The following is a 12,796-nucleotide window of genomic DNA, read 5'->3' as shown; positions in this document are numbered from 1 at the left end:
GCAACCTCGGAAATCACTAGTCGACTTCTTCGAAATCTACGTATTCGCCAACACGGTGATCGTCTTTTTGAGAGCGGTGTTTGTTGCTGTTGTATTCGATGGTGACGTCTCCTTCTTTTCGTCTGTCGTTAGACTGGTTTTGGCGCGATTGCTTGTGCATATTTTTACGCATGCGATCTGCCGTTTTGCGCATCAGCCAGGGAGCCACCAGTTTCATAATCCAGCGAAACAGGTAAAACACTCCGACAATGATGACAAGTGTTCTCAAGAAATTTACAAAACCGGCTTCAAAATGCATTTAACGAGTTCTTTAAAAAATAACGCTCCACAAAGGTACATTGTTTTCGCGGAGAAATGAACCACAGCCAATCGCTCAGAGGCAAAAATCTGTTAACCTTTTCCGGCCTCAACACGGAGTTTTCTGGTTCGCCAGGTGAGTAGCGCCACGACAATCAGCAAGCCAACACAAATCGCCCAAAGTGTTTTGAAACCGAAATCTTCGGCCAACTTCATCCCCAGTGTAGGAGCGGCAATGTGGGAGAGCGAGAAACTCATTCCGTAAAGCCCCATGTATCGTCCGCGAAGATGATCTGGCGCCAAATCCAACGCAAGCGAAGAGGTAAAAGGCAGGTAGAAAAGCTCACCGATGGTGATGAACAAAATGAATCCGATACTCAGCGTCCACACACTGAACTCCGGGAGAAGAAAAACGGCAAAAGCTAAAGCGCTCAGCAAACTACCCACAATAATCACGTAGGACAAGATGCTCTTTTCGTAGCGTTGCACCAGTGGCATCTCTATTAAAACCAAAAGTAAACCATTGGCTGCCATGAGAATCCCAATCTCCTCTTTGGTAAGCGAAAAGTCTTTTTCAAGAAAGAGTGGCACGGAAAAAAACAACTGGAAAAATGCCAGCGACCAGAGCAAAACTCCAGCGGTCATCCAAAGAAAAGCCGGTGAATATTTCACTTTAAGCAGTTCTGCAGCTTCGGTTTTTGGAGCTGCATTCTTAGCTTGTCTGTCGCGGTAATCTTTCAAAGCCCAGCGCAGGAAGAATGCCGCTGCAATGCACGTCAAACCATCGATCAGGAAAAGCCAACTAAAACCAATATTGTGCGCTACCACTCCGCCAATAGCCGGCCCGATAGCAAAACCTAAGTTGATTGCCAGTCGGATGAGAGCGATCGAGCGAGTGCGAGTTCCTTCGTTGGCCAAGTCTCCAACGGCAGCCATGTTTGCCGGTCGAAAAGCATCACCGGTGGCAGAAGTCAAAAACGTGAGCAGGCAAAGCATGGGCAGCGTTTCGCCAAACATGAGGAGAATGAAAAATCCACCGCTGATTAACAGTGAGAGAAACTGAACCCGGAGGTAGCCTACCTTGTCAGCAAGGCGTCCACCGATCCACGTACCGACCAGGCTTCCAACTCCAAAACTGCTCAAAACCCAACCAGCCGACTCATAGGTAAACCCCAATTCGCTCGTAAGGTAAAGCGACATAAAAGGCAAAACCATGGTCCCGCTTCGATTGATCAGAAGTACTAAAGCCAAAATCCAGACAGGCTTTGACAAACCTGAAAACGAATTGCGATATATTCTGATTGACTTTTTGAGCATCTGGATTAAAGTGAAAAAGAGCCTGTAAAAGTACTGCGATTTATCACTAAAGAATCAATGTTTCAGAAAACTCAATGTTAAAACTTGCTTAATTGAATCGATCAAAAACTAACTTTGAGAGAAGTTAAAATCGTAGTGCTATGTATTCACGAACCCTCTTGCTCACTTTTTTGGCAATGGCTTTTCTCCTCTCGTGTTCAAACTCTAAATCAACCACCGAGGAGCAGTGCATCGACCCTGAGAAAATAAACCCTGAAGCGACCTGTCTGATGATTTACTCACCCGTTTGCGGTTGTGATGGAGAAACCTACAGCAACGAATGCGTGGCCGAAGCTGCAGGAGTTTTGAGATGGGAGCCTGGTGAGTGTGAATGACCAGAAAATTGAGCACCTAAGTCATTCAATTCCGCAGAGATCGAAACAATAATTCTATGGGATTGGTTTTAATGAAAACGATCAAAATGGCAGCTAACCAACCAAACAAAGTCGAAATTGATGTGCGCCAAAAATGGGAGGAACTTTCTTCAAAGTTTTGCGACAATGAGGAGTTGCGAAGTACTTTCTTAAAAGAAATCGAAAAGCAGTATCTCGGCAAAAAGCGCCACTATCACACCTTAACTCATCTTGAATACATGTTTTCGCGCATGGAGGAAGTCAGGGATAAGTTGAAGGATCCCGAGATGTTTGAGTTTGCCATTTTCTATCACGATCTTATTTACAAAATCCAGAGAAAAGACAACGAGGAACAAAGTGCTAAGCTGGCAAAAGAGCGGCTTTTGAAGCTTGGTGTGGATGAAGAAAGAGCCGAGCACTGCAAAAAACTCATAGAATCTACCGAAACAAACGATCCTCAGGAAGTACCCGATTCCGACTATTTAAATGATATTGACCTGGGAATTCTCGGTGAGTCGCCAGAGCGTTATAAAGATTACACAGCTAAGATCCGAAAGGAATTTTCAGTTTATCCTGACTTTCTCTTTAATCCGGGTAGAAAAAATGTACTCAACCATTTTTTAGAAAGAGAAAACATCTATCAGACAGAGCATTTCAGAGAAAAACTTGAGGATCAGGCTCGTAAAAATATCAGCAAAGAGCTCGAAGTGCTATAATTTCTTTGTTTTCCACATCGGTTGTTAATTAATCTATTGACAACCCTTTCACTACTCTTTTAATTTCCACTAATTTTCAGGCTGTTCTATTTTTGGTGAAACTTTTTTGCGTGATTTACGCAAAAGCCAAACTTCAGGGAAGCCGAAAACTGACAATTAGAGTAGGCACCTTAATTTAAATCTTAAATCGCTATGAACGCAGAAGAAGGAATCATTGCCGGACTTGGAGCTGGCGTCATGATCATTTATCTCGCTATTCTACTCCTCACTATCATCTCATTGTGGAAGATATTCACTAAAGCAGGTAAACCCGGATGGGCAGCAATTATCCCAATCTACAACGCTATCGTAATACTCCAGATAATTGGAAAGCCACTTTGGTGGATTGTTTTATTTCTTATTCCAATTGTAAACGTAATTTTTTCAATTTGGGCTACAAACCTGCTAGCCAAGAGCTTTGGTAAGTCAGAAGGTTTTACTGTAGGAATGATTTTTCTTCCTTTTATATTTTACCCGATACTCGGCTTTGGATCTGCAGAGTATCAAGGCCCTTCGGCCGCTGAGGCGCAAAATCACAACGATTCACTCGATGCTTAAGTAACTCAACGCATTATTTAGATACAGCAACTTATATTTTTTAAAAAGCGGCAGCCAATTTTTGGTTGTCGCTTTTTTTTAAGGTCTGTTTCAAAAAACAATTTGAGGAGATGTCAATTTAAATTAAGTAACCAACATCGTCACACATCATGAACGTTACTCAAAAACTCATCAAAGACCATCTCGTGGAAGGCGAGATGACTCCTGGAAAAGAAATTGGACTTAAAATAGATCAGGTGTTGCAGCAGGATGCCACCGGAACTTTGATAATGCTCGAGCTAGAAGCAGTTGGTCTCGACAGAACGCAAGCAGAAGTAGCCGTGCAGTACGTTGACCACAACTTGCTTCAAACAGATTTTAAAAATGCGGATGACCACAACTATCTACAAGCCAGTTCTGCGAAGCTAGGTTATTGGTTTAGCCGTGCCGGCAATGGAATCAGTCACGTAGTTCACATGGAGCGTTTCGGAATTCCGGGCAAAACACTTCTCGGTTCAGACAGTCACACTCCGGCAGGAGGAGGATTGGGAATGCTGGCGATAGGCACAGGAGGACTGGATGTGGCCATGGCCTCTGCAGGAAAACCTTACTTTGTGAAAATGCCCAAAGTATTGGGCGTGAAGCTCACTGGCGAATTGCCCGACTGGGTGAGCGCCAAAGATCTGGTGCTCGAGATGTTGAGACGCTACGATGTGAAAGGGTGCGTGAATCACGTCATTGAATATTACGGACCTGGAGTAAAAAACCTCTCCACCTGGGACAGACATGTGATCGCTAACATGGGAACTGAAATGGGCGCTACTTCAACCGTTTTTCCATCAGATGAAATCACAAAAGACTTTTTGCGCCAACAAAACAGAGAAAAAGACTGGGTCGAGATCAAAGCAGATGAAGGTGCAAGCTACGATGCACACGAGGAAATTGACATGTCCAAACTCGTTCCACTGATTGCCAGACCAAGTAGTCCGGGCGATGTGGTGCCAGTTACGAAAGTCGAGGGAAAAGAAGTGGCTCAGGTACTCATTGGATCCTCTGCTAATCCTGGACTTAGAGATTTTTCCATTCCAGCAGATATTTTGGAAGACAAAACGATCGATGATCGCACTGCGCTGGACATCAACCCTTCTTCCCGACAAACTTACCACAACCTCATCCGAACTGGCAGACTCGCCAAAATCATCAACTCGGGAGCAAGAATACAGCAGGCCGGATGTATGGGTTGTATTGGAATGGGACAAGCCCCACCAAGCGGAAGCATTAGCCTGAGAACGATGCCGAGAAATTTCCCCGGACGATCTGGAACAATCGATGACAAAGTTTACCTGTGCAGTCCGGAAACCGCTACTGCAGCAGCACTTACAGGAAAAATCACTGATCCCAGAAAACTCGAAGAGCTCTTCAACATGAGCTATCCGCAATGGGAAGAACCCGAAGACATTCGGATCAACACACAAATGCTGACTCCACCGAAAGACGAGGAAGATGCAGCAAAAATCAAGATCGAAAAAGGTCCAAATATCAAAACGCTTCCGGAGTTTGACGACTTGCAGGACGAGATCAACGTGCCGGTGATTTTAAAAATGGACGACAACATTTCCACTGATGAAATCCTTAAAGCTGGCAGTGATGTACTACCCTTTCGCAGCAATATTGAAGAGCTAAGCAAGTACGCATTTTGGGTAATTGATAGAAATTTCTACGACAGAGCCACGGCCCACAAAGGCGGCCACGCGGTGATTGCCGGAGAAAACTACGCTCAGGGAAGTAGTCGCGAGCACGCAGCACTTTGTCCGCGACACCTCGGCCAACGCGCAGTGATAGCCAAAAGCTACGCGAGAATCGGCTGGCAGAATCTGGTGAATTTCGGAATTGCACCTTTTGTTTTCGTCAACCCTTCAGACTACGACAAGTTAGAGCAAGGAGACGAAATTCGGATTAGGAATGTGCGGGAAGGAATTAAAACCGGAAAAACACTCGAAGCAGAGATCCTTGGCAAAGACTCGAAATTTGAAGTGAAGTGCGATCTGAGTGACCGCCAAATTGAAGTACTGTTAGAAGGCGGTCTGATCAACTACGTGAAGAAGCAAGTGAGTTGAGGTGATTAAGCTTCTAAGGGGTTGAGGTAACTGGGGTAATTAGGGTAAATGAGGTGATTAAGAAGTTCCGTCTTGAAAAAGAAATACCAGTAACTATTTAGAAGCACTCTCTTCCTTCGTTTAAGGTAAGAGATATAGCCATTCAGGATCTTTAGCACCTCATTGTGAAGACCTTCAAATTGTCTGAATTTTTCATCGTCAATGTAACCCTCGTCAAGTGCGCAAGTTAGATGATCAAGGCACTCCATTAGTGATCCACGCGCTGTGCGACAAAACTGAATATTTTCTTGGAAGTGAAACCGACCGTAGCCTTCGGCTATACAGGCTGTAATTCCTCTTGACGCTCGCAGTAGCTGGCTACTCAATCTAAACTTCTCAGAATCTGGGAATGTTCTTGACAGCTCAGAAATTTCTCGCCTGAGCAACCTGGCTTTTTTCCAGGCTTCCAACTCCCTGAACCCACCTTCAAATTTGTTGGTTGTCATAGTAGAGTTTTTAATTAAACATCTTAAGCTTTGAAAGCTATGAATTTAGCATAAATCCACGAACCTAGCTCCGGCAATTAACTGATCAGACAAGCTTTCGGACTAGCCGCTTAACTTAATTACCAAATTACCTCAGTCACCTAAATTACCTTTACTCAAACAGACAATATGAATCAACAAGACCAAAACAAAGAAACTGCAAAGTCATTCTACGACTTGATGTTTAACAAATGCGAGCCGCGGAAAGCGATTGAAAAATACACGGGCGAGATGTACCGCCAGCACAACCCTCATGTGCCAGATGGCAAAGAAGGCTTCATCGAGTATTTCGAGAAAATGGCTGCTGAGCACCCCGGTAAGAAAGTACACGTGAAACGCGCCATAGCCGAGGACAACATGGTCGTTCTGCACACTCATCAGGAGTGGCCGCACGATCCAGACTACGCCACCATCGATATATTTGGATTTGACGAAAATGGCAAAATCGTGGAACACTGGGATGTATTGCAGACTATCCCTGAAGAGATGGCACACGGCAATTCAATGTTTTAAATAAAACTTTCAAACTGCAATTCGATTTTTGGAATATTTTTACTTCGTAGAAGGAGGTCAAGCAATGATGTCTGGTCTTTCTTTGTATACGCAAATCAAAAATTAAAAACATGAAAAAACTCTACACTTTCCTTGCTGTCGCAAGTATTCTAATCAGCTCAGTGCTTCAGGCACAAACCATCTGGACTGGTCCGACAATGACCTTCTCAAAAACCGGTGGTGCGGACTGGACTCTAGAAGAAAACCAGGACCGAATTACCTCTAACGTTTGGATCACCAGAGCCAACACTCAGGGTATCTTCAACATTGTAACTGAAGAGTCTTACACTGATTTTTCAAGTCCTGCAGACACCGAATGGGCATTTGGAACAACGGCCGACATCGGGTCGCTCACCTTCGACAACTGGGAAGACACGCACGGAAGCAATCCTCCTTCGATCGTTGGAGAGGAAATGGTTCTTCACTTGATTACCGATGACATCTACATCGACATCACTTTTACTGCCTGGGGATCGGGACAGGATGGCGCTCAGGGTTCATTTAGCTACGAGCGTTCTACTGATCAGACAATAGGCGTAAACGAAAATCAGCAAAACGAAGACGTAACTGTATACCCGAATCCATCAGCAACTTCAGTTCATTTTAATGGATTGGATAATGCAGAAAACTTCGTGATTTACGATATTACTGGAAGCATCATCCAAAAAGGTACTGCAGCCAACAATGGTGAAGTAGATATCCACACTTTGCAAAAAGGAGTTTACTTCGTTCGTTTTGAGAACGGAACTGCCGTTCGCTTCATGAAGAAGTAGCACTCAAACTCACTCAAAAAAAAAGCAGTTTAACTCAAGGATTCACTTGTGTTAAACTGCTTTTCTGCTTTTAAGGCGTGAGTTTTTTCAGCTCACACTCCTCACGAATTCATTCGGTTCTACTTACTCAAGTAGAGGTTTCTCTCTGAGTAGATTTTTCTAAAGAATGGATCTTTCAAATCTTTGATGAAGCGAATTGCCTCTCCGGTAGATTTCATTTCAGGCCCGAGCTCCTTGTTGACATCTGGGAATTTCTCGTAACTGAAAACCGGAATTTTAATCGCGTATCCTTCTTTATTTGGGTTAAATTCGAAGTCCTTGATCTTAGCTTCACCCAGCATCAGTTTGGTGGCGTAATTCACGTAAGGCTCCCCGTAGGCTTTCGCAATGAACGGTACAGTTCGCGAAGCTCGCGGGTTTGCTTCGATGATGTAAACCTCATCGCCTTTCACTGCAAACTGGATGTTGATCAGTCCGACCGTTTCGAGTTCCACAGCAATCTTTCTGGTGTGCTCTTCGATTTGCGCCATCACCAAATCACCGAGGTTGTAGGGAGGCAAAACTCCGTAACTGTCGCCACTGTGAATTCCCGCTGGCTCGATGTGCTGCATGATTCCGAGGATGTGCACATCCTTTCCATCGCAAATAGCATCAGCCTCAGCTTCGATCGCTCCATCGAGGAAATGATCGAGAAGGATTTTGTTGTCGGGCAGGTCACGGAGGATATCAACCACGTGCTTTTCGAGATCTTCTTTGTTGATCACGATTTTCATCTTTTGTCCACCAAGGACGTACGATGGGCGCACCAACAGCGGGAAACCGAGTTCATCGGCCAGCTCAAGCGCTTGCTCCGCACTTTCCACAACTCCGAATTTTGGATAAGGAATGTTGTTGTCTGCAAGAAGTTTGGAGAAGCTACCTCTGTCTTCAGCAAGATCGAGTGCCTTGTAGCTCGTACCCATTATTTTCACTCCGTAGCGCTCTAATTTCTCTGCCAGCTTCAGGGCTGTTTGTCCACCGAGCTGCACAATTACACCTTCGGGCTTTTCGTGCTGAATAATGTCGTAAATATGCTCCCAGAAAACCGGCTCGAAGTAGAGCTTGTCGGCCACGTCAAAATCGGTAGAAACCGTCTCCGGGTTGCAGTTGATCATGATCGTTTCGTAGCCGCACTCTTTTGCCGCCAGGACTCCGTGCACACAGCAATAGTCAAATTCGATTCCCTGGCCAATTCTGTTTGGTCCAGAACCGAGCACCACAATTTTCTTCTTGTCACTCACTTCCGATTCGTTTTCGTCTTCGAAAGTTGAGTAGTAGTAAGGCGTTTTCGCTTCGAACTCCGCAGCACAGGTATCCACGAGTTTGTAAACCCGTTTGATATTCATCTCAGTGCGCTTGGCGTGAACTTCACTTTCGAGACAGCGCAGCAAGTGAGCAATTTGCCTGTCGGCATAGCCTTTTTGTTTCGCCTCAAACATCAGGTCACGTGGAATGGTGTCGAGGTTAAACTTTTCAATTCTTTGCTCCAGGTGAAGCAGTTCTTCAATTTGCTTGAGGAACCAGAAATCGATCTTCGTTTTCTCCTGAATCGTTTTGAAAGGTATGCCCAGTTTGATGGCATCGTAAATGTGAAACAGCCTGTTGTAGCTCGGATGTTCCAGCGAGTTCAAAATTTGTTGCTGATCGCGCAATTCGCGTCCGTCAGCTCCAATTCCGTTTCTGTTAATCTCCAGCGACTGACAGGCTTTTTGAAGTGCTTCCTGAAAAGAGCGTCCAATGCCCATTACCTCCCCCACTGATTTCATCTGCAGACCAAGCTCGCGGTTCGATCCAGCGAATTTGTCGAAGTTCCAGCGCGGGATTTTCACGATTACGTAGTCGAGTGTCGGCTCGAAGAAAGCGCTGGTGGTTTTGGTGATCTGGTTGTCTAGCTCATCGAGGTGGTAGCCGATAGCCAGTTTTGCCGCAATTTTGGCAATTGGGTAACCCGTTGCTTTTGATGCAAGCGCAGAAGATCGACTCACACGCGGATTGATCTCCACGGCAATGATGTCTTCTTTCTCATCGGGACTCACAGCGAACTGCACGTTGCACCCTCCGGAGAAGTCTCCGATGGAGCGCATCATTTTGATGGCCATGTCACGCATTCTCTGGTAAGTGCTATCACTCAAAGTCATGGCCGGAGCCACTGTGATTGAATCTCCGGTGTGGATTCCCATCGGATCGAAGTTTTCGATGGAGCAAATGATCGTTACGTTGCCGTTGGCATCGCGTAGAAGCTCCAGCTCAAACTCTTTCCATCCCATCAGCGCTTTGTCGATCATCACCTCGTGAATTGGCGAAAGGTGAAGACCGCGTGTCAGCATTTTATCAAAGTCTTCTTGCGTGTGAACTACCGCAGCTCCCGCTCCACCGAGCGTGTAGGATGCACGAATACAAAGCGGATAGCCAAATTTTTGAGCTACTTCTTTTCCTTCGAGAAAAGATTTGGCTGTGGCCTGAGGTGCCATGCCCACTCCGATTTTGCCCATCAGTTTGCGAAAGGCCTCACGGTTTTCGGTGATTTCGATGGCATCGATATTCACACCAATCATACGCACACCGTACTCTTCCCAGAGTCCCATTTCCTGACATTTGATGGCCAGGTTCAGCGCTGTCTGTCCACCCATGGTAGGTAGCACAGCATCGATGTTGTGAGCTTGCAAAATTTCTTCGATCGACTCCGGCTCCAGTGGCTTGAGGTAAATATTGTCGGCCATCACCGGGTCGGTCATGATCGTTGCCGGGTTGGAGTTGATGAGGGTAACTTCTATCCCCTCTTCGTGAAGTGAGCGGGCGGCTTGTGAACCGGAATAATCGAACTCACAGGCTTGTCCGATAACGATGGGTCCACTACCAATAATTAGAACGGAACGAATGCTTTTGTCTCTGGGCATTTTTTTTTTAGCCGCCCAGTAACCGAGATTTTTTTCACCTCATGGCCCGGGCAGCAAAATTGAGCACCAAATTTTTCGGATGCGAAATTAGGGCATAACTGCCAGTAGAAAAAATCAACTTTTAAACAGCTATCAACAAGATTTAAATTAAAGCCTATCGATAAAATTAATACACATAAAAAAATGATCACTTTTATTCCCAATAGTAATACTATCATGTTTCGTGAAAAGGTTATTTTTACCGACTAATTGAACAGACAAAAATCACGTAGATGAAAAAATATTTAAAATACACTCCCAATGACCTCCTTTCGGGACTGGTTGTTTTTCTGGTAGCTCTTCCGCTTTGTCTTGGAATTGCTCTTGCCTCTGGCGCTCCTCTTTTTTCGGGCCTGGTCAGTGGGATTGTGGCTGGTATTGTGGTCGGACTCCTAAGTGGATCGCAAACCAGCGTGAGTGGACCGGCAGCCGGCCTTACTGTGATCGTGCTCAACGCCATCACAGACCTCAATTCTTTTGAGGCATTTCTGGTTACTGTCGTCTTAGCGGGAATCATTCAGCTTATTCTGGGAACCCTTAAAGCTGGAATCATCGGCCTTTACTTTCCATCGAGCGTTATTCGCGGAATGCTAGCGGCCATCGGTTTGATCCTTATCCTCAAGCAAATCCCTCACTTTCTTGGATTCGACCAGGATGCGTTTGGTGAGATGAGCTTTTGGGGAACTGATGGACGAAACACTTTTGAAGAAGTGGCGTATTCCCTCACTCACATTAGCCCGGGAGCGCTCATCATTGGCGCTGTCGGTCTTTTGACTCTCATCCTCTGGGACAAGCCCTTTATTCAAAAAATCAAAGGAGTAAATTTTGTACCCGGAGCACTGGTAGCCGTTTTGCTTGGGCTTGGAATGAATGAGCTCTACAAACTTTTCTCATCCAACCTCATCGTCAATTCAGAACACCTGGTGAATGTGCCTAACGTGCAGGACCCCGCTCAATTCGCAGAAATTAAAAACCAAACTGTGATCGGGAAAATGCTTGGTGGTGACTGGGAGTTTTTCAGCATTTTGAACGACCCTCTGATTTGGCAAACGGCATTCGTGATTGCACTCATCGCCAGCCTCGAAACACTCTTGAGTGTGGAAGCTGCCGATAAACTCGACAAGCAAAAAAGGTCGACCAACAAAAACCGCGAGATGCGCGCTCAGGGTGTTGGTAACATCATTGCCGGTTTCTTTGGAGGACTTCCGATGACTGCTGTAATCGTGAGGTCTTCGACCAATATCGAGTCTGGCGCTAAATCAAAAATGTCGGCTTTTTACCATGGAATATTTCTGCTGGTTTGTGTGGCTGCCATTCCTTTTGCTCTGAACATGATCCCTTATGCTTCTCTGGCAGCAGTGCTTCTCGTTGTTGGATACAAACTTTCCAAGCCACAGCTTTACATAAAAATGTACAAAGACGGAATGGATCAATTTATTCCTTTCATGGTAACGATTATTGCCATTTTGCTAACTGATCTGCTCTATGGAATTGTGATTGGACTGGCAGTTGGGATTTTCTACATTCTGAAAGCAAACTACAAATTCTCGCATTTTTACCGCGAAGAGGAAGTCCCTGAAGAAGACCACAAAAAAGTAACAATCAAGCTCAGTGAGCATGTGTCTTTCCTGAACAAAGCGGGACTGCAAAAAAGGCTCTACGAAGTACCTAAAGGAACTCACCTGGTTGTAGATGGCAGTCGCAGTAGGTTTATAGACCACGATGCAAGGGAAATGATCTATGAATTTCAAACATCTTGTGAGGACAGAGGAATGAAGTGCGATTTAATAAACATCGATGCCCGAAGAGGACAATTGGATAAAGACAAAAAGGTTTTAGCGGATGATTAATTCAACTCACAACCCGGACTTGCCGGGAGTGCGAATAACAATTTGCGAAAAAGTTTTTGTGAAAGACCCGGACACAACAGAGCTCGGGCAGAAAATCATTTCCGAGAGCATTCGAATGATTGACGAATTGGGGTTTGAACAATTTACTTTCGGAAAGCTGGCCAAAGCCATCCATTCCACGGAAGCTTCGGTTTATCGCTATTTTGAAAACAAACACAAACTCCTGCTTTACCTCACAGCGTGGTACTGGAATTGGCTCGAATACCAAATCATATTGCGCACGTCAAACATCGAAAGCCCGGAAGAGCGGCTCGACCGGGTTATCAGTTTGCTTTCTGAGCCGATACAAATGGATAATTCGTTTGCTCACATTGATGAAGTATCACTTCAGGGAATAGTGGTTCGGGAGTCGGCAAAAGCTTATTTCAACAAAGACGTTGATCGGGCAAACAAAGAAGGATTGCTCGATAGCTACAAAAGGCTCATCGACAGACTGGCCGACCTGATTTCATCGAATTGCGTTAACTACGAATTCCCCAATGCTCTGGCCTCTACACTCATTGAGTCATCACACAATCAGGCATTTTTTGCTGAGCATCTACCCCACCTGTCGAACCTAAAATCAGGTTCGTCAAAAGATCTTTACAACTTTTTGCATCAGCTCGTCTTCGGTTCGCTGGGAGTTGAAACTACAACTGCGTAATTTC

12 protein-coding genes are annotated in these 12,796 nt (G+C 45.2%); 8 read left to right on the top strand and 4 right to left on the bottom strand.

What is annotated here, in order from left to right; translation table 11 throughout:
• Positions 1 to 16 precede the first annotated feature (16 nt).
• Positions 17 to 298 carry a DUF4834 family protein gene (locus tag ABHV44_RS03650; RefSeq protein WP_459073293.1) on the bottom strand — a complete coding sequence of 94 codons (282 nt, stop codon included), beginning with the start codon at positions 296 to 298 and terminating at the stop codon, positions 17 to 19.
• Between the two features lie 92 nt (positions 299 to 390).
• Complete coding sequence (locus ABHV44_RS03645) at positions 391 to 1,548, bottom strand: MDR family MFS transporter (protein WP_459073292.1); 1,158 nt, start codon at positions 1,546 to 1,548, stop codon at positions 391 to 393.
• A 206-nt stretch (positions 1,549 to 1,754) separates the two neighbouring features.
• Here ABHV44_RS03645 and ABHV44_RS03640 point away from each other — a divergent pair, with 206 nt between their 5' ends.
• The 4 genes from ABHV44_RS03640 to ABHV44_RS03625 all read left to right on the top strand — a co-directional run bounded on the left by ABHV44_RS03640 (position 1,755) and on the right by ABHV44_RS03625 (position 5,415).
• Complete coding sequence (locus ABHV44_RS03640) at positions 1,755 to 1,988, top strand: Kazal-type serine protease inhibitor domain-containing protein (RefSeq protein ID WP_459073291.1); 234 nt, start codon at positions 1,755 to 1,757, stop codon at positions 1,986 to 1,988.
• An 86-nt stretch (positions 1,989 to 2,074) separates the two neighbouring features.
• Positions 2,075 to 2,722 (top strand): HD domain-containing protein, encoded by a 648-nt coding sequence (locus tag ABHV44_RS03635; RefSeq protein ID WP_459073290.1) that lies wholly within the window; start codon positions 2,075 to 2,077, stop codon positions 2,720 to 2,722.
• A gap of 192 nt (positions 2,723 to 2,914) precedes the next feature.
• The gene (locus ABHV44_RS03630; protein WP_459073289.1) at positions 2,915 to 3,319 is read left to right on the top strand and encodes a DUF5684 domain-containing protein; all 405 of its coding nucleotides are present in this window, start codon (positions 2,915 to 2,917) and stop codon (positions 3,317 to 3,319) included.
• A 149-nt stretch (positions 3,320 to 3,468) separates the two neighbouring features.
• The gene (locus tag ABHV44_RS03625) at positions 3,469 to 5,415 is read left to right on the top strand and encodes an aconitate hydratase (protein ID WP_459073288.1); all 1,947 of its coding nucleotides are present in this window, start codon (positions 3,469 to 3,471) and stop codon (positions 5,413 to 5,415) included.
• A gap of 5 nt (positions 5,416 to 5,420) precedes the next feature.
• On the opposite strand, the gene ABHV44_RS03620 is transcribed toward ABHV44_RS03625, so the two are convergent.
• Positions 5,421 to 5,900, bottom strand: a complete 480-nt coding sequence (locus ABHV44_RS03620) for a four helix bundle protein (protein WP_459073287.1) — start codon at positions 5,898 to 5,900, stop codon at positions 5,421 to 5,423.
• A 168-nt stretch (positions 5,901 to 6,068) separates the two neighbouring features.
• Here ABHV44_RS03620 and ABHV44_RS03615 point away from each other — a divergent pair, with 168 nt between their 5' ends.
• Positions 6,069 to 6,452, top strand: coding sequence for a nuclear transport factor 2 family protein (locus ABHV44_RS03615; RefSeq protein WP_459073286.1), 384 nt, complete (start codon positions 6,069 to 6,071; stop codon positions 6,450 to 6,452).
• A gap of 110 nt (positions 6,453 to 6,562) precedes the next feature.
• Complete coding sequence (locus tag ABHV44_RS03610) at positions 6,563 to 7,264, top strand: T9SS type A sorting domain-containing protein (RefSeq protein WP_459073285.1); 702 nt, start codon at positions 6,563 to 6,565, stop codon at positions 7,262 to 7,264.
• A 119-nt stretch (positions 7,265 to 7,383) separates the two neighbouring features.
• Here the strand turns inward: ABHV44_RS03610 and carB are convergent, their stop codons facing one another.
• The gene (gene carB, locus ABHV44_RS03605) at positions 7,384 to 10,200 is read right to left on the bottom strand and encodes a carbamoyl-phosphate synthase large subunit (protein ID WP_459073284.1); all 2,817 of its coding nucleotides are present in this window, start codon (positions 10,198 to 10,200) and stop codon (positions 7,384 to 7,386) included.
• A 272-nt stretch (positions 10,201 to 10,472) separates the two neighbouring features.
• Here carB and ABHV44_RS03600 point away from each other — a divergent pair, with 272 nt between their 5' ends.
• Both ABHV44_RS03600 and ABHV44_RS03595 read left to right on the top strand, forming a co-directional pair.
• Positions 10,473 to 12,089: a SulP family inorganic anion transporter gene (locus ABHV44_RS03600; RefSeq protein WP_459073283.1), complete on the top strand. Its 1,617-nt coding sequence runs from the start codon at positions 10,473 to 10,475 to the stop codon at positions 12,087 to 12,089.
• Positions 12,082 to 12,792, top strand: a complete 711-nt coding sequence (locus ABHV44_RS03595; RefSeq protein ID WP_459073282.1) for a TetR/AcrR family transcriptional regulator — start codon at positions 12,082 to 12,084, stop codon at positions 12,790 to 12,792. Before ABHV44_RS03600 ends, ABHV44_RS03595 begins: the two co-directional genes overlap by 8 nt.
• The last annotated feature ends 4 nt before the right edge of the window (positions 12,793 to 12,796 follow it).

Origin of the sequence: Halocola ammonii, assembly GCF_049334165.1 — a bacterium.
GTDB lineage: Bacteria > Bacteroidota > Bacteroidia > Flavobacteriales_D > Sanyastnellaceae > JBEGHD01.
Note: the sequence above shows the minus strand (reverse complement) of the source record. Positions and strands in the feature narration are given on the sequence as shown.

Excerpts from the sequence above, each read along its gene's own strand:
- ABHV44_RS03650 (WP_459073293.1), bottom strand. The coding sequence starts at position 298 with ATGCATTTTGAAGCCGGTTTTGTAAATTTCTTGAGAACACTTGTCATC.
- ABHV44_RS03640 (WP_459073291.1), top strand. The coding sequence starts at position 1,755 with ATGTATTCACGAACCCTCTTGCTCACTTTTTTGGCAATGGCTTTTCTC.
- ABHV44_RS03635 (WP_459073290.1), top strand. The coding sequence starts at position 2,075 with ATGGCAGCTAACCAACCAAACAAAGTCGAAATTGATGTGCGCCAAAAA.
- ABHV44_RS03630 (WP_459073289.1), top strand. The coding sequence starts at position 2,915 with ATGAACGCAGAAGAAGGAATCATTGCCGGACTTGGAGCTGGCGTCATG.
- ABHV44_RS03625 (WP_459073288.1), top strand. The coding sequence starts at position 3,469 with ATGAACGTTACTCAAAAACTCATCAAAGACCATCTCGTGGAAGGCGAG.
- ABHV44_RS03620 (WP_459073287.1), bottom strand. The coding sequence starts at position 5,900 with ATGACAACCAACAAATTTGAAGGTGGGTTCAGGGAGTTGGAAGCCTGG.
- ABHV44_RS03615 (WP_459073286.1), top strand. The coding sequence starts at position 6,069 with ATGAATCAACAAGACCAAAACAAAGAAACTGCAAAGTCATTCTACGAC.
- ABHV44_RS03610 (WP_459073285.1), top strand. The coding sequence starts at position 6,563 with ATGAAAAAACTCTACACTTTCCTTGCTGTCGCAAGTATTCTAATCAGC.
- carB (WP_459073284.1), bottom strand. The coding sequence starts at position 10,200 with ATGCCCAGAGACAAAAGCATTCGTTCCGTTCTAATTATTGGTAGTGGA.
- ABHV44_RS03600 (WP_459073283.1), top strand. The coding sequence starts at position 10,473 with ATGAAAAAATATTTAAAATACACTCCCAATGACCTCCTTTCGGGACTG.
- ABHV44_RS03595 (WP_459073282.1), top strand. The coding sequence starts at position 12,082 with ATGATTAATTCAACTCACAACCCGGACTTGCCGGGAGTGCGAATAACA.